At 44.0% G+C, this 19,660-nt stretch carries 13 protein-coding genes, 2 pseudogenes and 1 other annotated feature; of the genes and pseudogenes, 8 read left to right on the top strand and 7 right to left on the bottom strand.

Annotation, left to right across the window (positions count from 1 at the left end; translation table 11 throughout):
* Positions 1 to 212: 212 nt before the first annotated feature.
* A complete protein-coding gene (locus CEF21_RS17100; protein WP_123918460.1) occupies positions 213 to 1,067 on the bottom strand; it encodes a YihY/virulence factor BrkB family protein in 855 nt (284 codons plus the stop codon).
* A gap of 164 nt (positions 1,068 to 1,231) precedes the next feature.
* Here CEF21_RS17100 and CEF21_RS21970 point away from each other — a divergent pair.
* Positions 1,232 to 1,315, top strand: a pseudogene (locus CEF21_RS21970) (YjcZ family sporulation protein); the annotation flags it as partial.
* A gap of 126 nt (positions 1,316 to 1,441) precedes the next feature.
* Here the strand turns inward: CEF21_RS21970 and CEF21_RS17090 are convergent.
* Positions 1,442 to 4,297, bottom strand: coding sequence for a transglycosylase domain-containing protein (locus CEF21_RS17090; RefSeq protein ID WP_164462233.1), 2,856 nt, complete (start codon positions 4,295 to 4,297; stop codon positions 1,442 to 1,444).
* Between the two features lie 122 nt (positions 4,298 to 4,419).
* Positions 4,420 to 4,644: a binding site (T-box leader), on the top strand.
* Between the two features lie 56 nt (positions 4,645 to 4,700).
* On the opposite strand from CEF21_RS17090, the gene tyrS reads away from it, so the two are divergent.
* A complete protein-coding gene (gene tyrS / locus CEF21_RS17085; protein ID WP_123918454.1) occupies positions 4,701 to 5,960 on the top strand; it encodes a tyrosine--tRNA ligase in 1,260 nt (419 codons plus the stop codon).
* A 409-nt stretch (positions 5,961 to 6,369) separates the two neighbouring features.
* Here the strand turns inward: tyrS and CEF21_RS17080 are convergent.
* Both CEF21_RS17080 and rpsD read right to left on the bottom strand, forming a co-directional pair.
* Positions 6,370 to 7,565, bottom strand: a pseudogene (locus CEF21_RS17080) (ISL3 family transposase).
* Positions 7,566 to 7,759: 194 nt separating this feature from the next.
* Positions 7,760 to 8,362 (bottom strand): 30S ribosomal protein S4, encoded by a 603-nt coding sequence (rpsD, locus tag CEF21_RS17075; RefSeq protein ID WP_123918452.1) that lies wholly within the window; start codon positions 8,360 to 8,362, stop codon positions 7,760 to 7,762.
* Positions 8,363 to 8,699: 337 nt separating this feature from the next.
* Here rpsD and CEF21_RS17065 point away from each other — a divergent pair, with 337 nt between their 5' ends.
* On the top strand, positions 8,700 to 10,529 hold the full coding sequence (locus tag CEF21_RS17065) for a sensor domain-containing diguanylate cyclase (protein WP_241156697.1): 1,830 nt from the start codon (positions 8,700 to 8,702) through the stop codon (positions 10,527 to 10,529).
* Positions 10,530 to 10,849: 320 nt separating this feature from the next.
* On the opposite strand, the gene CEF21_RS17060 is transcribed toward CEF21_RS17065, so the two are convergent.
* Complete coding sequence (locus CEF21_RS17060) at positions 10,850 to 11,329, bottom strand: GAF domain-containing protein (RefSeq protein ID WP_123918448.1); 480 nt, start codon at positions 11,327 to 11,329, stop codon at positions 10,850 to 10,852.
* A 131-nt stretch (positions 11,330 to 11,460) separates the two neighbouring features.
* Here CEF21_RS17060 and refZ point away from each other — a divergent pair, with 131 nt between their 5' ends.
* A complete protein-coding gene (refZ, locus tag CEF21_RS17055) occupies positions 11,461 to 12,093 on the top strand; it encodes a forespore capture DNA-binding protein RefZ (protein ID WP_123918446.1) in 633 nt (210 codons plus the stop codon).
* Here refZ and hisJ read toward each other — a convergent pair.
* Positions 12,083 to 12,889 carry a histidinol-phosphatase HisJ gene (gene hisJ / locus CEF21_RS17050; protein ID WP_123918444.1) on the bottom strand — a complete coding sequence of 269 codons (807 nt, stop codon included), beginning with the start codon at positions 12,887 to 12,889 and terminating at the stop codon, positions 12,083 to 12,085. The two genes, refZ and hisJ, sit on opposite strands and share 11 nt — an antisense overlap.
* Before the next feature lie 369 nt (positions 12,890 to 13,258).
* Between hisJ and ezrA the strand changes: the two genes are divergently transcribed.
* The gene (ezrA, locus tag CEF21_RS17045) at positions 13,259 to 14,968 is read left to right on the top strand and encodes a septation ring formation regulator EzrA (RefSeq protein ID WP_164462232.1); all 1,710 of its coding nucleotides are present in this window, start codon (positions 13,259 to 13,261) and stop codon (positions 14,966 to 14,968) included.
* Positions 14,969 to 15,308: 340 nt separating this feature from the next.
* Here the strand turns inward: ezrA and brnQ are convergent, their stop codons facing one another.
* Entirely contained in the window at positions 15,309 to 16,652 is a 1,344-nt protein-coding gene (gene brnQ / locus CEF21_RS17040) for a branched-chain amino acid transport system II carrier protein (RefSeq protein WP_123918440.1), read from the bottom strand.
* Between the two features lie 199 nt (positions 16,653 to 16,851).
* On the opposite strand from brnQ, the gene CEF21_RS17035 reads away from it, so the two are divergent.
* From CEF21_RS17035 to CEF21_RS17025, 3 genes are all read left to right on the top strand, one after another.
* Positions 16,852 to 17,997, top strand: coding sequence for a cysteine desulfurase family protein (locus CEF21_RS17035; RefSeq protein ID WP_123918438.1), 1,146 nt, complete (start codon positions 16,852 to 16,854; stop codon positions 17,995 to 17,997).
* 6 nt (positions 17,998 to 18,003) lie between these two features.
* Positions 18,004 to 19,212 (top strand): tRNA uracil 4-sulfurtransferase ThiI, encoded by a 1,209-nt coding sequence (thiI, locus tag CEF21_RS17030; protein ID WP_123918436.1) that lies wholly within the window; start codon positions 18,004 to 18,006, stop codon positions 19,210 to 19,212.
* 103 nt (positions 19,213 to 19,315) lie between these two features.
* Positions 19,316 to 19,525, top strand: coding sequence for an alpha/beta-type small acid-soluble spore protein (locus CEF21_RS17025; RefSeq protein WP_123918434.1), 210 nt, complete (start codon positions 19,316 to 19,318; stop codon positions 19,523 to 19,525).
* The last annotated feature ends 135 nt before the right edge of the window (positions 19,526 to 19,660 follow it).

The following is a 19,660-nucleotide window of genomic DNA, read 5'->3' as shown; positions in this document are numbered from 1 at the left end:
GGCTCTTTTCTTTACTTGGGGGGGCGGTAATCTCTCTGCTCCTCCAGAGTCTGACCTGATCCGCTGCGCTAAGCAGCAGTCAAGCACCAACCGCTCCAATCAGCCTGTATATTCAAAAATACGTAGAAAAACCAAACCCCCTGGATGCTCGTAAACGAAGCGCTCACGGGGTTTGGTTTTAATCATTTCCTCTTCAGTTCTTTTCCATTTTTTTAAAAGCTAGCTTTTTTTTGATCATCCAGCTCTTCAGTGTAACAATGTTCACTTGTTCTTTTACAAAAGCGGATCGCATTGATTTCTCCGCCAATAAGAATCACAAATCCTGATAAATAAAGCCACGACAGCAGGACAATTACGCCTCCCAGGCTTCCATAGGTAGCCTGATAATTCCCGAACTGGCTTACGTACAGGGAAAAACCAAACGACAGCAGCTGCCACAAAAGAGTACCGGCAATAGCTCCGGGATATACATCCTTTACGCGGAGACCGATATTGGGAGAAAAGTAATAAATCATGCCGAGAACCATTGCCATGAGCACAAAAGCAATCAGCCAGCGGATCACTGTGAACAGGCTGTCGGTCAGAGGTGTTGCAGGGAAGATTCCCTTTACATTCGAAAGAATGACATCACCGAATATCGGAAGGACGAGGGTGACAACCAATCCCAGGACAAGTCCGAACGTCAGTAAGATCGCCATCCCTCTTACTTTCCAAAATGCCCGGGACTCTTCTACCATGTGTGCTTTGTTTAACGATCTCATCACAGCATTTGTGGCATTTGAAGCTGACCAAATGGTTCCGATAATCCCTAAGGAAAGCAGTCCTCCATTCGGGGAAGAAAGCAGGGAAGTGATTTGATCTTCTAATAGCTGGCCAGATTCCCCCGGAGCAAATTGATTCACAAATTTCCCGACTGTTTGAGGCTCAATTGAGAAATAGGGGAGAAGTGTCAGTGAAAAGATGAGGAGCGGAAAAAGGGACAGCAGAAAATAATAGGCTAAAACGGCTGCCAAATCGCCCAAATCATGTTTTTGTATACGATGAATAAGTTCTTTGATGAACGTCATAAATAGCCTCCTGTTATGGGGTTCTTATGCATATGTTTACCCTTCATAAAATCATTTTGAAACCTATCCGGGCTTATGTAAATGGAATTGGGAAGCAAGAACCGTTCCACATTCTGAAGGAAGGCCATATACTATTTTGAAAATGCAGAAGGGAGGCTAATAAAATGAGCGATGGCGGATACTGCGGTAACAGCGGATTTGCATTAGTTGTTGTCCTGTTTATTCTATTGATTATCATCGGCGCGTCCTATGTAGGAGGATCTTGCGGATCTTGCGGAACTTGCGGATACGGCGGCGGATATGGCGGGGGCTTCGGCTGGTAATTTAAAAGAACAAGAGCCAGACCTGATGAGGTCTGGCTCTTTTGCCTATATCTATTGCTGAATGATGGTACCTGATGCTTCTCCATCTTGTCCGGTAGCCGCTCGGGGCTCCCCGTCATTCTTAATTCGTTCATTGCGGTTTTTATAATTAGATGCTTTTTTCTTCGCGGCGGGCCGCTTGGCGGTGCTTGCGACTGGAGAAGGAGGAGATTCCTTTCCTTCTGCATCTACAGCGGTAACATAATAGGAGGCAGGAAGGGCACTGACTGTAAGACCCGTTCCGTCTGAAGCGGAAATACTCGCAATTTTCGTATAGCTGCCTGTTCCCCGGGAGGACATGTAGACCCTGTACCCAAGCACATCACTGCTTCCCGATTCATTCCACTTCAGGGTTGACCCGTCAATTGACACACCTGTTAGTTGGGATGGACGAAGACCATTAATCCCCGCGCGTTTTCCTGAATAGACGACAAGCCTCCCCAGATTTTTTGTATACTTGTATAAATCTTCCGGTGATTCAAGCCCAAACCGGTCTAATAGCTCCTTATTAATGATAGGTCCCTCATAAACAAAATCCTGCGGAGCGCTGTCAGGCACTTCATATGCAGCGCCATCCTGCAGAATGTACTTACCGTATTTTAAACTATCATCAACGGTCTCCGGTGCGTATTTCACATTAAATAAATCAGACTTAACAAGGCCGGCCTGTCTGCAAAGATCGGATGGAAGCGAGCCGGATAGCGTACAATACGAAAATTCTGCTACACCCTCCGGCATTTTAAACGGTGTCTCCGGTCCGATCAGGTCTGGTTTTTTTGCGTAGGCTGCGTTTATTAAGGAGGACCATACTTCCTGATTGCGGCGGCTGTATGGTTTCCCGTGATACGTCAAAATGGATGATGGCGTGTCATAGCCAATCCATGTACCGAACGTAATATTAGGATTGGAAGCTACAAACCACGAATCATGAGTGTCCTGAGTTGTACCGGTTTTCCCGGCCCAGTCCGAATTGAATTGCAGAAGAGAAGGCACACGCTTTCCTGTTCCTTCAGAAAGGACATCTCTCAGCATATCAATTGTGAGATAGGCCGTTTGGGGAGAGAAAACATCTTCAGCAGCCGTCTCGTGCTGGTATATGACGGTTCCATCGGTTCCCTCAATGCTCTCAATTAAATAGCCGTCAATGAATTTTCCCCCATTGGCAAAGGTGGCATATGCGTTCACATTTTCTTCTACTGTAACATTGCCTCCTCCTCCAAGAGGGAGGGCCAGGAAATTGTTATTCTCCTCCGGGATCGATGTGATTCCCATTTTGTATAAATATCTTAGCGGTTTTGAGGACATGAGTTTCTCGTAGCCCCTGACAACAGGTACATTGTAAGAGTGAGCCAAAGCTGTTCTGGCACTTACTAAACCGTGAAACACTCCGCCTGAATTTTTAGGAGCGTAAGGTTTTCCGTTCATTATTTTTTCATATGGCAAGTCAGCTAAATAGCTTCCCGGCTGCAAAAACCCTTCTTCCATACCGGGAGCATAGAATAAGAGCGGCTTCATCGTTGATCCAATCGATCTTAAAGTCGAGGTCGCATGGTTTACTTGTTTTCTCTCATGGTCCCGGCCGCCGACAAAGCTAAGGATTTTGCCGCTCTTATTTTCGATCAGAACGGCCCCGAGTTCAATTGGTTCCTGTACGGTTTCTGTTTTGCCCGTATCAGGGTTTTTCTTCTGCACAGGGTGTATTTGACCGTAATCCTGGTAATTTTTTGCCGCCTGCTGCATCGCTTCATAAATGTCTTTGTCAATCGTCGTATAAATGCGGTAGCCATTTTGCCTTAATTGACGGTCAGCAAGAGCGAGGTAATCATCTCTCAGTTTCCGGTCGCGGGTAAGGTCTGCCGGAAGGTATCCGTCTTTATCTGCAAGGTAATCCATTAAAATCAGTTTTGCTCTCTTTTCTATTTCATCTGTCAGAAACGGATATTTGTTATTCATACTGCTCTTATTTGGTTTTTTAAATTGTTTGGCTATATCCTCAGAAGAAGCGCTTTCATATTCAGCCATTGAAATGACCTGCTCACTCAGCATCCGGCGAAGCACAATTTTCATTCTGGAAATGCCGGGGGTCAGGTCCTTTTTTAACGTTCCTTCATTTGTATAGGGAGTATACGCAAAAGGGCTTTGCGGAAGTCCTGCAATAAATGCCGCTTGTGCAATGGACAAGTCTTTTGCGCTGATTCCGAATATTCCCTGAGCGGCTGTTTCAGCCCCTGCTATATTTTTCCCTGCATTGTCCCTTCCGAAATGAGCCATATTTAAATAGGATTCAAGGATTTCGTCCTTCTTAAAAAAACGTTCCAGCCGGAGAGCAAGCAAGATTTCTTTTGCTTTGCGGTCAAAGGAGACTTCGTTCGTCAGAATTTGGTTTTTTATCAGCTGCTGGGTCAGGGTGCTGCCTCCGCTCTGCATAGAAGAGTTCGTAAACTCCTGATAAAGTGCTCTGAATATAGCTTTGGGAACGACCCCGTTATGCTGATAAAAAAACTCATCTTCTGTAGCGACTATCGCCTTGACCAAATGCGGCGATATCTGCTCAAGTTTTACCTTTGTTCTGGATAGATCTGTTCTGAGCTTCCCCGCCAGTTCCTGGTTAGCAAAGTAAACTTCCGTCGTTTCCTCATAATTATGAATATCTTTCTTCATGTCATCATAGCTGAGAACTTCTTCATTTTTCACGAGTGAGGCAAAATAGCCGGCGCCTGCGCTGCCGGCAAAAACGGCAGCTGCAGTAAAAAGGATGAGTGCAATTAAGGCCGTATTCCACAGGACCCCGTAAGCAATTCGAAGTCTTTTGATCCAAATCATGCGAGTATTGGAGTTCTTATGCCATTTCTGTGTCCATTTCTCCATTTCAATCCTCCCCCTTGAAGCAAAAATATTATAACACAAAATTAACTGAAAATTTGTATCATTTGTCGGAAAATCAGATTTGACAGAATGGCATGTATTATGGTAAAAATTCATTATGTGAATATTGAGCAACGATTGGTATACAGTAGCAGCTGTTTCCCTGTTTCAGAGAACTGATGGCCGGTGAAAATCAGTACACAGGCAGTCTGCGAATTACATTCCATGAGCATCCAAAGCTGCAATAGGCGGCCGAGGACGGCTGAAGGCCGTTATCTGATTGAGCGAAGAATGGTTATTTGTGAACCATTCTTAAGTAGGGTGGTACCGCGACGAAATTCGTCCCTTCATTTTTATAATGAAGGGGCTTTTTTATTTTTCATCAAAACGAAGAGGAGTATGTCACATGAATGAATTATTGTCGGATTTAAAATTTAGAGGACTGGTCAGCCAGATTACAGATGAAGCTGGTCTTGAGGAACTGTTAAATAAAGAATCCATCAAACTTTACTCCGGATTTGATCCGACGGCGGATAGCCTTCACATAGGCCACATGCTTCCGATCCTGACGCTGAAAAGATTTCAGCAGGCGGGCCATCATCCAATCGCCCTTGTTGGAGGAGGAACAGGATTAATCGGGGATCCAAGCGGGAAAAAGGCGGAGCGTACACTGAATACAAAGGATATCGTTCAGCTATGGTCCGACCGGATTAAAGAACAGCTTTCAAGATTTCTTGATTTCAAAGCGGAAGCGAACCCTGCTGTAATTGCGAACAACTTTGACTGGCTTGGAAAAATGGATGTCATTGCTTTCTTAAGAGATGTAGGAAAATACTTTGGTGTGAACTACATGCTTGCGAAAGATTCGGTTAAAACGCGGATTGACTCGGGTATTTCATTCACAGAGTTCAGCTACATGATCCTGCAGTCATACGATTTCCTGAACCTGTACCAAAATCAGGGATGCAAACTTCAAATTGGCGGAAGCGATCAGTGGGGGAACATTACAGCAGGTCTTGAGCTAATCCGTAAAACGGAAGAAGAGGCGAAAGCGTTCGGTCTGACCATTCCGCTTGTAACAAAAGCAGATGGCACGAAGTTTGGAAAAACAGAGGGCGGCGCTGTTTGGCTTGATCGGGAAAAAACATCTCCGTACGAGTTCTATCAATTCTGGATCAACGCAGATGACCGGGATGTCGTGAAATACCTGAAGTACTTTACATTCCTTTCTCATGAGGAGATCAATGCCCTTGAAAAAGAAGTTCAGGAGGCTCCTGAAAAAAGAGCAGCTCACAAGCGGCTGGCAGAAGAAGTTACAGCGATGGTTCACGGTCAGGAAGCGCTTGACCAGGCCATCCGTATTTCCCAGGCGCTGTTCAGCGGAGAAATTAAATCGCTTAGCGGAGAAGAAATCAAGCAAGGCTTCAAAGACGTTCCGTCCCATCAGGCGAGCAGCAAGGAGATTAGCCTGATTGACCTGTTAATCGAAGCCGGCATCTCGCCTTCCAAAAGACAGGCTCGTGAAGACGTAACAAACGGTGCCGTCTATATTAATGGTGAGCGCAAGCAGGAACTGGATTATGTGCTGCAAGCAGAGGACCGGATTGATGATGAATTTACCATTATCAGACGCGGGAAAAAGAAGTATACGATGGTACAGTTTTAATCGGTTGAAAAAAGCACCCATGGATCAGGGTGCTTTTTTCTGTTTTTGTGGGGGGGGATTGTACGGGTTGCACTGATTGGACTGATTTTACTGGTTGCACTGACCCCCGCTCAGCTAAAGGACTAAACCTCCGTCCCCGCCAGACGAGAGTTGTTCAAGTATAAGGGCTGGGATGCTCGTTGCTTGTTCCCCCAGTGCGGTACCATATTGGGGGTCAGTGCATTGCACTGACCCCCGGTCTGCTAAAGGACTAAACCTTCGTCCCCGCCAGACGAGAGTTGTTGGGGAATAGGGGGTGGGATGCTCGTTGCTTGTTCCCTCATCGCGTTACTGCACTGAGGGTCAGTGCAAACACTTAACTAATTTGGTTCTCCGTCAAATGTTGGGGTGGCAGTGAAAACTGCCGCCCTTATCCAATATGAAGACCCATTCCTTTAAACTGATGTTGCAATAAGATTCTCGCACGGAATCGAGTAAAATTTCGAAATCCATAGGCATTCCGTTTCAACACTTTTGTGGAATTGTTGATCCCTTCTAAAAAACCATTGGAATAGCCATAGACAAAGCTATTGAGAATCTCTACCTGCCAATTGCGGAAGGTTTGGGTCGCTTTTTTCATTTCTGCAATCCCGGAAGTTTCACACTCCGCATAGAAACTCTCCAGCGCCTTTTTCGTTTCCATAATCCCAGACTGGCCTTTTTCCTTCGCTTCTTCAAACCAGGTCCGGTACGTTTCTTTCAAGTTGTAGGCTGCTTGAAGCTCTTCAGACATCTCCAGATACCGGCTTAGGTACCATCTTTCCTGGTCTGAAAGTTTGTCGTTCCGCTTATGAAAGACATGTTTCATGCGCTTGCATTTCTTGCGATCGTAAGGATGAAAATCCTTCTGAACCCTTCTTCTTACCGCATCTAAAGCCCAAAAAATATACCGGCAATAGTGAAACCGATCCGCCACAATGATAGGCTTTCCAAGTGCCGAATGAACGGCTGCTTTAAAGGAGGGACTCATATCCATGATGACCACACGAACTTCGTTCCCATGCTTCTGAAGGTAGTGTTTGATGGTTTTCTTGGAACGGTTCGGCAAAATATCCAGTGGTTTTTTGGTTACCCCATCGGCGACAATTAACTGGTACCTTCCTTCCTGTGTGTCGCCCTTGTATTCATCAATGGCAATGACAGGAGGAAGCGTGTCGACTTTACGGATTTGGGTTTGAGCCAATCGGTCAAATCGACGAATACAGGTCGTCGAAGAGACATCAAACCTGTCTCCTGTCTCTTTAAATGTTTTGGCTTGGATCACACGGATGGACAAGGCTTGGTTAAATTCAATGGAGGTACGCTGTCAACGATGACGTTTCTCTCTGAAAATCGCTTCCCGCAGCTGCAGGCTAATCTTCTGCGTCGGTACCAGATTTCCGTCAGTCGTTCAAACCACTTGAGATGTTTGATTTTTTGAAGTCTATAGTCATGAACGCGTTTCGTCTTCTGCCCGCAGCCCGGACACACCTGGCGCTTCAGCTCCATCTCTACATGAAGTAAGACTTTTCCGTCACGTTCTTCCACCTTGATGAGGAGACAATCTTTTAAACCGGGAATATTCATGGTAAAATTCAAGGACACGCAGCTCCATTTCTTTTCTACTTGTTTCTCGACAATTCAAGTATAAAGGAATGGATATCTGCGTGTATTTTATTTACGCAATTGTTTGGGTACCCCAACAAATAGTATAGAGCCACTAATTTAACCATAAAAAAAAACCGCCGAACAAAAGTTCAGCGGTTTTTTCTTCAAATCGATTAACGAGAGTAGAACTCAACGATAAGAGATTCGTTAATTTCAGCTGGAAGCTCAGAACGCTCAGGAAGACGAGTGTAAGTTCCTTCAAGCTTGTCAGCATCGAAAGTCAAGTATTCAGGAACGAAGCTGTTTACTTCTAGAGCTTCTTTCACGATATCAAGGTTGCGGGATTTTTCACGCAGCGTGATAACCTGACCTGTTTTAACTTGGAAAGATGGAATGTCAACGCGAGCGTTGTCAACCATGATGTGTCCGTGGTTTACCAATTGACGTGCCTGGCGGCGAGTGCGCGCAAGACCAAGACGGTAAACAACGTTGTCAAGGCGGGATTCAAGCAAAGCCATGAAGCTTTCACCAAGGATCCCTTTCATTTTTCCAGCTTTAACGAACGTGTTGCGGAACTGGCGCTCGTTTACTCCGTACATGTGGCGAAGTTTTTGTTTTTCCTGCAATTGAAGACCGTACTCAGAAAGTTTTTTACGTTGTCCAGGACCGTGTTGTCCAGGAGCGTAAGGGCGTTTTTCCAATTCTTTACCTGTACCGCTTAGAGAGATTCCAAGACGGCGGGATAGTTTCCAGCTAGGGCCAGTATAACGAGACATTATATGACTCCTCCTTGTGTTTTTATTTTGTATAAAATAAAAACCAGACCGAACCTTACATGTATGACCATTATGTTTTCATGCACCCTCGCTCCAGCAGCAGGGAGTTACTCGATGCACCTCGTGTCAGGCACGGGAACAAAATGGGGACATCTATGCGATTCTGAGGCTGCAATATTTTACACAACATCAAGCATTATATAATGTGGAGGATAATAAGTCAAGCGCCGTTTAGCCAGTGTGTTAACCGGGAAAGTTCATCTATGGAAAGATCAGGTTTTATGATATAATAAAAATATCATATTTTACTTAATTTGGAATTTGACGGGTGGTCATCATGCAAGAAATTGTTAGCAAGGCTGCATCACTGAACGGCCGTTTTTTTGCTTACCTATATAATGAAAGAGCAGATCATTCAATTGAAAAAGCGACTCGATGGCTTGCGTTTGAACTGAAGTCTTTGTTTCACGCGGAACAAGTATCGATTTCCTGCTATTATTCTGCGAACGTTCCTTTGCTCCCATATTTTACAGCGAGCACAGGATCAGCGCATCCTTCCTATTCTTCTGCTGAAGAAGGGAATGAATTATTTGAAAATGGTTTTACCAGCAGAACGAACCAGTGCAGAATTTTGATTGGGGAACCGGGTAAAGAGTGGTTCGCTGTTTTAGAGATGGCCGGATCTGATTTGCTTGACAGAAATGAACGGACTTTAATCAGCACAGCCTGTACGGAATTTCTTTTTTACTGCAGAGAAACCGAAATGAATATGACGAATTCCCAGAAGCATACCCGTCTGTATGAAGTGACAGAGCGGTTTCATTCTTCAATGGATAAGGATCAGGTTCTATTTGAACTGATAGAAGTTCTTCAGAGTATGTATTCCTCCTATATATTTTATTTGTTTTTATCCCATGACAATGAAAGTCAGCTTCAATTGCCCACCAAAGATTTGTATTTCGATGAAAAAGGATCAGCGGACAGTGCGATGGAGGCTTTTTTAACCGGTACGATTAAAATGGACAGGACCTCCGCTGAAAAACTGCATGTTTACGTTCCGCTAAAAGGACGCCAGGGAGTTTATGGAGTACTGGAGATCATTTCTGATAAAATCAGCCCGCTGAAGGAATCGGAAATTAAATTTATTATGATGCTTGCAAACGCTGCCGGCAATGCGATGGAAAATGCCCAGCTTTACCAGCAGTCAAGAAAGCTGATCGAAGACCTCCGGCTCATTAATGAAACCTCTCATCAGTTAAATAAGAACCTGCCGCTCAAAGAGACGATGAAGTTTTTGTCCGAACGGATTATCCATTCGTTTAATGCAAAAGAAGCAGGTTTCTTTTATCGGGGCTCTTCCGGGCAGTATCAGCTTTTGCCGGGAAGCACCGGATTTTTTATCACGTCTGAATCCGAATCCTACCTTACTTTCGTTCTGTCAAAAATCGAGAATGAAAAAGAGGGGATTTTTATCGGGAATTTGTCTGCCCTGAATCTGCCTGGTATCTACCGGTGTCTGATGGCTGTACCGATGATGGAAAATGAACAGGTGAAAGGATTTGCAATCGCGGTTCATGAATCACCTTATCATTTTACCTTTGACACATTTAAGCTGCTGCAGTCGCTCATTCATCATTCTACCCTTGCCCTGACCAACTCAATGCTCCGGGAAGAGCTGGAAGCGCTTGTAAAGACAGACAATCTGACAAAGCTGTTTTCAAGAAACTATTTAAACGAGCGGATACGCCAATCCATGAGTCAGGAAAGAAATGGTGTTTTCCTGTTAATTGACATTGATAATTTTAAAAAAATCAATGACACGTATGGCCATCAGACTGGTGATGAGGTACTTATTCAAGTAGGGAACATTATTAAAAGCAATGTGAGGGAACACGATGTAGGAGCAAGGTGGGGCGGAGAAGAACTGGCTGTTTACCTTCCTCAGATAGAGGTGGAGTCTGGCATTGCCGTGGCGAATCGTCTGGTGGAACGTGTAAGGAAAATTACCTCTCCTTCCATTACGGTATCGTGCGGAATTTCCTGGTGGGATGCAGAACGGGAAGATACACCCAAACAGCTGTTTATAAGAGCGGACAGAGCCTTGTACAAAGCGAAAAGCAATGGAAAGGATCAAGTAGTCGTTCAGGACAACTGTGAAATGGAATAATACAAAAGCAATTGATGCAACGGACTTTTACAGGAAATAAGAAAGATAAAAGAGACTGGCACATAACTAAGTTGTAGTCCTTAAGCCGAATATCTCTTATGAAAAAAGCATGAAAAACAATAAAACCGAACGATTACGAAGCTCTATACCAGAGTTTCAAATAATCGTTCGGTTTTTTTATTCGCGGGAAACCTTTTGTACCAGCCTATGGCAACAAGTTTTCCGTCCGTTGCATATGAATAGCTCGCTGCGGCAATTGAAATGGCTTAATCGTGCAGCCGGCGGCTTTTTTAACCTGGCTGTCTTCCTGGTCCCGTCCGTTAAATAAACGGAAGAAGTGCTTCTGTGAACCCTTCAAGGTATTCTTTGTCCAATTCAGTAAAACGATTTTTAATGGGACTGTCGATATCGAGTACACCGATCACTTCTCCATTTTTAATTAAAGGGATGACGATTTCCGAATTGGTCGCGCCATCACAGGCGATGTGACCAGGGAATTGATGGACGTCTTCCACGAGCTGGGTTTCTCCTGTGGCTGCAGCCGTTCCGCAGACGCCTTTCCCCACTGGGATTCTGACACAGGCAGGCAGTCCCTGGAATGGGCCGAGGACAAGTTCTCCGTCTTTCATTAAATAGAAGCCGACCCAGTTAACCTCTGTTAGAAACTGATTAAGCAAAGCGGAAGCGTTAGAAAAATTTGCTATTTGATCGGGTTCGCCTTCAAGCAAAGCCTTCAGCTGTTTGATAACAAGTTCGTAATTTTCTTTCGTGTTATTTGAGTACTTTTCGACATGAAACATGTTTTATCTCCTTCTTTCATTTAAATCTAACGAGCAGAACTCCCCGTAAAAGGAAGTTTGTCGAGAAAATCATAAAGGATTCTCTCCGCCTTTATGGAAAGAAGTAGGAAAGAATCCAAGGAGTGAGCCGGATGAAACAGGAAACCTTTAATGTGACAAAGGAAAAAATTATTCAATCAGCCGTTTCTCTGTTCAATACAAATGGATTCACTGGAACTTCCGTCAGGGCCATTGCCAAAAAGGCAGGCGTAAATGTAGCTCACATTTCCTACTACTTCAATGGCAAAACCGGCTTGATGGAATATCTTGTCTCTGATTTTTATGAAGGATATTTAAGCGCCATGGACGGAGCCATTCTCGCTGATCTTGATAAAAGTGCGGTAAGCAGGCTGATACACTTGGTTTTAAACATTTTAAGCTACCAGCATGAACGGCGTCAATTAACCCGGTTTGTTTACCGGGAAATTACCCTTGATACGATGCTTATCCGGGAGGTAATGAGTACGTATATGCTGAAAGAAAAGTTTCTGCTAAGTTCCCTGCTGGAAGAGGGAATGAGAGACGGCAGTTTGAACAAGATTCCGATTGGACATTTCATCGTCCAGCTGAAAGGGATGCTGACGATGCCTTTTCTTCAGCCCCAGTACATTGCTGAAGTTCTTTACCTTCAGCCTCATGAAGATTACTTTGTAAAACAGTATTTCCATGAGCTTGAGAGCTGGATGATTTCTATGCTGACTCCGAAAAGAGAGGTTATCCTGTAATTAATTTTTCATAGAAAGAATAATCGGCTCCGGTATCTGAAGCGATATGGGCATCAGATCCAAAGACGAGCGGAATGCCTTTTTCAATGGCGAGCCTTGCAGCGCTGTCATATGGATAGGCATTTTGGCAATGTTTTTTTCTAAGTCCCGCCGTATTGTAGTCCAGTTCATAGCCTCCCGATTTTATTAAATCAAGCAGGCTTCTGATTTGTTCGAGATCCTGAGCGGGTGCAGGAAATAGTTTCTGGAATTTATGTGCGAGGGTGATATGTCCGATCCGTTTTGGCTTCCAGATTCCCAAATCGGCAAGAATGGACTTTTCTACAGTCCGGTAATAAAGATGATAGGTGTCTTCGATGGACCCTGCAGCCCGGCAAATTTCTTCAAAACCTTCTTCGCTGTAATCGAGACAATAATAGGACCCGTGCTTCCGCAGGAAATGGACGGAAAGAATCGAATCATCCATTGTTTCTCCATAATCGTTCAGAAATGCGGACGTTGCAGCTTCAAAGCCTTCGATAAAATCTACTTCAAACCCCAAGTTAATTTTGATTTCCTTTGAATAGGCTTTTTTTACGTCTTGAATCGCATATATATAGGGTTCCAGCTGCCCGATCGGCAAAGCACTGTCCTTCTCGGGGACAGGATCGGAAAATCCCTCCGGAAGAGGAGCGTGCTCTGTAAACGAAATCTCTTTAAAACCAAGCGAAATGGCTCTTTCGGCATAGCTTTTAAGGCTGTCCGGGGAGCCGTGAGGACAAAATGGAGTATGAATATGTCCGTCTCTTTTTAACAAAATCCTTCCCCCCTTGATATAAAGCGGATAATGGGATGTAAAAAATTAAAAAAACTGGTCAAAAATTATCGTTAACATGGTATCATAAAAACATTGAAATCACATAACTTTTGCAATAGTTATACATAAAATGTGCACGTGATGATGAAATGAAATCATGCTGCCGGTGCCGGGAAAACGGAAGCTTGCATCCGGCACGGCGTTTTGATTATGGCGAAAACTGTAAAGCAGCGGTTCTGGCAGCACCTGTTTCAGATGCAGGGGGCCGGTATCGGACACGCAGCAGGCTGGTTACTCTGTAAGCCGGGAGCAGCTCGCAGGGCTATACATGGCTTGTGCTTTTTCTTATATACAGCAAGGGGGCCCATTATGGAAGTCGTTATTGGTTTACTGGCAGCGCTTGTCCTTTTCTTCGCAGCCGGTTATTTTATCAGAAAAAATATATACCGCGAAGTTGACCGGCTTGAAGCAAGGAAAATAGAAATTATGAATCGTTCGCTTGCGGATGAGATGTCCAGAGTCAAAGAGCTTAAAATGACCGGACAAGCTGAAGAGTTGTTTGAAAAATGGAGACAGGAGTGGGACGAAATTATTACGGCCCAGCTTCCTGAGGTAGAAGAGCTTTTGTTCGATGCGGAAGACCATGCAGATAAATACCGCTTCAAGAAATCGAGAGAAGTACTTGTTCATATTGAAAGGATGCTTGATGCTGCAGACCAGAACATTGAGCAGATCATTGAAGAAATCTATGAGCTTGTAACGAGTGAAGAGCGAAACAGCAGCGAAATTGAAGATGTGAAAGAGAAATTTAAAAAAGCGAAGAAGACCTTGCTGGCTCATAGCCATACATTTGGAAGTGCGCATGCAAAGCTTGAGGCAGAACTGTATGAAGTGTACGAGGAATTGAAGCGGTTCGAAGCAGAAACTGATGCCGGGAATTATTTGGCAGCAAGAGATATTCTAATCAAGCAAAATGAGATCCTGATCGATTTGGGAGAAAAGATTGAAGCGATTCCGGCTATGCTCTCAGACTGTCAGACAGGAATTCCGAATCAGCTGGCAGAAATAAGAGATGGATATAAGGAAATGTCAGAGCAGGGTTATGTATTGGATCACATCCAGATTCAAAGCGAGACAGAGCGGATTTCTGACACACTGGTTATTTTTCAGGAGAAAATCAGGGAACTCGATCTTGAGGGAATCAGTGAGAGCTTACAGGAGATTCATGACTCCATTGAAACGATGTACGATTTGCTTGAGAAAGAAGTACATGCTAATCATTATGTGCTGACAGAAACAGCGAAGACAGAAGGAGCTCTTCATGAGCTTGTAGCGGCTAAGCTTGTTTCAAAAGAGGAAACAGATACAGTTAAGAAAAGCTACCATTTGAGTGAAGAAGATACATCAAGACTTCGCAGCATCGATAAACAGGTAGCGGCTCTTCAAAAGCGGTTTTATCATATTCAGGATCGAATGGCGAACGAAAAAATTGCGTATTCCCTGCTGAAAGAAGAACTGACTGAACTGGAGAGGCAGACAGCTGAAGTCAAGGCGGAGCATGCTGAATACAGGGAAATGCTTCATGCCCTCCGAAAAGAGGAACGGGCGGCACGTGAACAGCTGACAGAAGCAAGAAGGCTGCTTAATGATTCAGCGAGACTCATAAGCAAAAGCAATGTTCCGGGATTGCCGGCACAATATACGGATCTTCTGAGAGAAGCTCAGAGGACCATTGTCCACGTATCGGAAAAATTGGATGAAATCCCTCTTGATATGGTAGCCGTTAATATTCTTCTGGAAGATGCCGTTGCTGCTTCAGCAAAGGTTCATGAACAAACCGAAGACATGATTGAACAGGTTTATTATGTAGAAAAAATCATTCAATACGGGAACCGTTTCAGAAGCCGCAATGATAACCTTTCAAAAGAACTGAACGAGGCGGAGAAGCTGTTCAGACATTATGAGTATGAAAGCTCATTAAAAAAAGCAGCAACAGCCATCGAAACAGTGGAACCAGGTTCGTTTGAAAAAATTGGTATGCTTGTTGAGGAAGATTTGGAAGAGTTGAAAAACAAATAAAAAAAGCGGTGTGAAAAGCCCTGATTAGAGAAAATAAAGAGGCTGGGACATAACTAAAATGGTTGTCCTTAAGCCGAATATTTCTTTGAAAAAGCATGAAAAACAATAAAACCGAACGATTACGAAGCTCTATACCAGAGTTTCAAATAATCGTTCGGTTTTTTTATTCGCTATGTTAAAGCATGTTGATAATTTTTTAAACCCTGTTGATTGAAGCGGAAAGCGAGTGCCTGCAGCGGAAATCACCTAAACGAATGAACTGTAGAAAAGAGTACAAACTCGGACTTACCGGGCAGCCGCCTTGGTTTATTAGGCTGGTTCTAAGCCGGGTTTTATTTAATTAATGACTCCCCTTTGTTTTTAAATGAGGTCTGCGGATAAGGGCAATGGCATATCCGATGACAGCTCCTGCCACAGCCGGTACAAGCCATCCGATACCCTGATTAAATAAAGGGATAAACGTTCCGAAAAATTCAATCAGACCGCCCGGGGCAATTTTTGCTGCTTTGAGCCCGTCTATTATGCTTACAGCACCGGTAAATAATAGACTGCATGCATAAACCTCTGGAGCTCTGCTGAAGATCCGGTCTATAAACGAAAGCAGGATAAGCACAATGGCCAGAGGATAAATAGCGGTAAGAAGCGGCACAGAAAACGTAATCAGCTGGGTTAAGCCGAAATTCGCAATGACCGCCGAAAATACCGTAAGAATGAATACGATTATCTTATACGATAGTTTTGGTAGAATTTTCGAAAAATATTGACCGCATGCAGAGACTAGTCCGACGCTCGTTGTCAGACAGGCAAAAGTGATGGCAAGGGTCAATACGATGTTTCCTAAAGACCCGAACAGAACATTCGCTGCCTGGGACAATATAAGTCCTCCATTGTCCTTGTACCCAATCGCATCAACGCTGGTTGCTCCGAGATAGCCAAGGGACAAGTAGACGATCGCCAATCCTGCCGCAGCAATAAGCCCCGCCTGGATGCAGACCTTCGTAATGGCTTTGCTGCTGGTAACACCCTTATCTCTTACTGCGTTAATGACCACAATCCCGAAGACGAGTGCGGCAAGGGTATCCATAGTCAAGTACCCATCCAAGAAACCTTTGAAAAACGGGCCGTTCTCGTAAGCAGCCTGAGGAGTCTTGGGTGATCCCATTGGCGTGGCAATTGTCTTAATCGCTAATAAAGCAAGAATTGCCAGCAGTGCGGGTGTCAACAGCTTTCCGATCCGGTCTACAAGCTTGCTTGGGTTTAAAGAAAGCCAGTAGGTGACACCGAAGAAAAGCACCGTATAAAGCACCAGAGAGAAGCCGCTCTTAGCCATCCCTTCAGAAAGAAAAGGAGTAACTCCGATTTCATAGGCCACCGTTCCTGTTCTAGGAATCCCGAATAGAGGGCCAATCGCTAAGTAAAGGATGATCGTAAATACAATACCGAATACAGGGTGAATCCTGCTTCCTAAAGTTTGGACATCTGAACCGGTAAGACCAATAGCGATGACACCGAGCAGAGGAAGACCTACCCCTGTTATAAGAAATCCCGTGATGGCAATCCATACATTTGTTCCTGCAGCCTGTCCCAGCGAAGGCGGGAAAATCATATTTCCTCCTCCGAAAAAGAGGGCAAATAGCATTAGCCCGACGACAAATGTTTCTTTTGATGACAAACCTTGTTTCATGTTCAGCCTCCTGATTCCGACGATACATACCGGTAAGATCGTAACACAGCTTTATAAAAAATGTCGAATTGTTCAACTGTTTCAATTTTAATTATATTCAAAAAATTAACCAGGTCAACGCATATATTTCTCCATTTCATTATTGTAGCCAATATGGTAACATATTACGATGTGTGCATTTATTCTTGGAGGAATGAAAATGCTATATTTAGACAACAGTGCCACGACCGAACCCTATCCAGAAGTAATGGAATCCTATATAAAAATTACGAAAGAGTTTTTTGCAAATCCTTCTTCCCTGCACAAGCTGGGAAGCCAGGCTGAACACCTTTTAAGACAGGCAAGGAAGCAGACGGCCAATCTCCTGCATGTAAGGGAAGAAGAAATTGTATTTACATCTGGAGGTACAGAAGCCAATAACCTGGCTATAAAAGGAACGGCATTTTCAAAAAAACAAAGAGGAAAGCACATTATCACTTCAGCTGTTGAACATCCTTCTGTCATGGAATCCTGTTTGCAGCTTGAAAAAGATTTTGGCTTTCAGCTTACTATTCTTCCAGTAGATGAAAATGGAAGAGTCTCTCCGGAACAGCTGAAGCGTGAACTGAAAGAAGATACGATTCTCGTCTCCATTATGCATGTGAATAATGAAGTAGGAACCATCCAGCCGATACAGGAAATCGCAAATATATTAAAGGATTATCCGAATGTCACCTTTCATACAGATCATGTTCAGGGCGCTGCGAAGGTGCCGCTGGATCTAAGTCACCCGGGCATTGATTTATGCACACTTTCTGCCCATAAATTTCATGGACTTAAAGGAACGGGGATCCTTTTTATAAAAAAAGGGCTGCGCCTTACTCCGCTTTTGTCAGGAGGAGACCAGGAAAATCAGCTTAGATCCGGTACTGAGAGTGTGGCAGGAATAGCAGCGGCTGCAAAAGCACTGCGTATGTCTATGGAGGATTTCAGAAAGCATGGACCTGCTGTGGAGGAGACGAAGAGACAAATTCTAAATAGGCTGCGTGAAATCAACGGGGTCGAAATCAATACCCCTCTTGAACAATCTGCGCCTCATATTATTCATTTCTCTGTTCCCGGTATTAAATCTGAGGTTCTCGTACACATGCTTGAAGAAAAAGATATATTTGTTTCCACCACTTCAGCGTGTTCCTCAAGAAAAAGTTTGCCGAGTCCAACCCTCCTTGCTATGAATAAAAGCAAGGATGCTGCCTTAAGCGGCATACGGATCAGCCTGGCAATGAATACGGATGATTCAAAACTGGAAAAGCTGTTCGCTTCTTTGGAACAGGCAATTCCATATATTATGAAAATGAAGAGGTAAAAAGCGATGCAATTTGAACATATACTCGTACGGTTTGGTGAAATTTCCACTAAGGGGAAAAACCGCAGCAAATTTGTTGACCGTCTAAGAAGAAATATGAAGGAAGTTTTAAAGGATTTCCCGGCTCTCCGGTTTCAATCGAACCGGGACCGAATCTTTGTTAAATTAAATGGCGAGCCTCATCAAGAAATATCATCAAGGCTGACCAAAATTTTCGGGATTCATTCTTTCAGCCTTGCAGCCAAGTGCGAAAGCGAAGTGGAAGAAATTAAGCAGACGGCTCTGGAAGCCATCAAATCGGTATTTAAACCGGGAGATACGTTTAAAATCAGTGCGCGACGGGCAGATAAAACCTTTTCTGTACCGTCTGACGTACTGAATGGGGTAATCGGCGGCTATATTCTTTCGAATACAGAAGGTTTAACGGTTAATGTAAAAAATCCGGACCATGAGATCAAAGTGGAAGTGAGAGCTGAAGGGACATACATCATGTTCCAGGATACATTTGGTCCCGGAGGTCTTCCGGCAGGAATAAGCGGAAAGGCAATGCTTATGCTTTCCGGAGGCCTGGATAGCCCTGTAGCAGCTTATATGACGATGAAAAAAGGGGTTGAACTTGAAGCTGTTCACTTCTTCAGTCCACCCTATACAAGTGAACGTGCGAAGCAAAAAGTAGTCGATCTAGTCGAGCAGCTTTCCATGTACGGAGGAAAAATAAAGCTTCACATCGTTCCGTTTACGGCGATTCAGGAACAAATTCAGCAGCAGGTGCCCGAAAACTATACGATGACATCCACACGGAGGATGATGCTCCGCATTACAGATCAGCTTCGTGTGAAGAACAGCGGTCTTGCGATCGTGACGGGTGAAAGTCTTGGCCAGGTAGCGAGCCAGACGCTTGAAAGCATGTATGCCATTAATGATGTAACAAGCACACCTGTAATCAGACCCCTCATTTCCTATGATAAACCTGAAATCATTAAGATGGCCAAGGAGATCGGGACGTATGAGATCTCCATTCGCCCATATGAAGATTGCTGCACCATCTTTTCGCCATCGGCTCCGAAAACAAGACCGAAGCTTGACAAAGCGAACAGGTACGAAAGCTTTGTAGACTTTGAGAGCCTTACGGAAGCAGCTGTAGAAAAAACGGAAACGATTCTTTTTGATCAAAAAAGAATGGAAGAAGATGCGGATTTAAACAGTCTGCTTTAAGCTTCTTTACCAGTCCTGTATTTTACTAACAATTACCAGGAAGATTTAAAGAATGAAGCCATGTGTTATTACACACTCTATATTCACAAGGAGGTGAGAACACATGGCACAAAGCAGACAAAGCAGCTCTAACCAACTGGTAGTTCCAGGCGCTCAGCAAGCGATCGATCAAATGAAATACGAAATCGCTTCTGAATTCGGAGTGAACCTTGGACCAGAAACTACTGCACGCGCTAACGGATCTGTAGGTGGAGAGATCACTAAGCGTCTAGTTTCTTACGCTCAATCAAACATGAGCGGATACCAAAAATAATAAATAAACATGGCTACAGGAGCAGGGGAAACCCTGCTCTCTTTTTGTGTTTTGAAAAACTCTTTCATAATAAATTTTTGTAATATTATTCAAAACTTTATAAATATTTTGTATAATTAACATAACAAAAGAAGT

Origin of the sequence: Bacillus sp. FJAT-42376, from assembly GCF_003816055.1 — a bacterium.
Lineage (GTDB): Bacteria > Bacillota > Bacilli > Bacillales > Bacillaceae > Metabacillus_B.
This window is presented reverse-complemented; position numbering and strand designations above follow the sequence as displayed.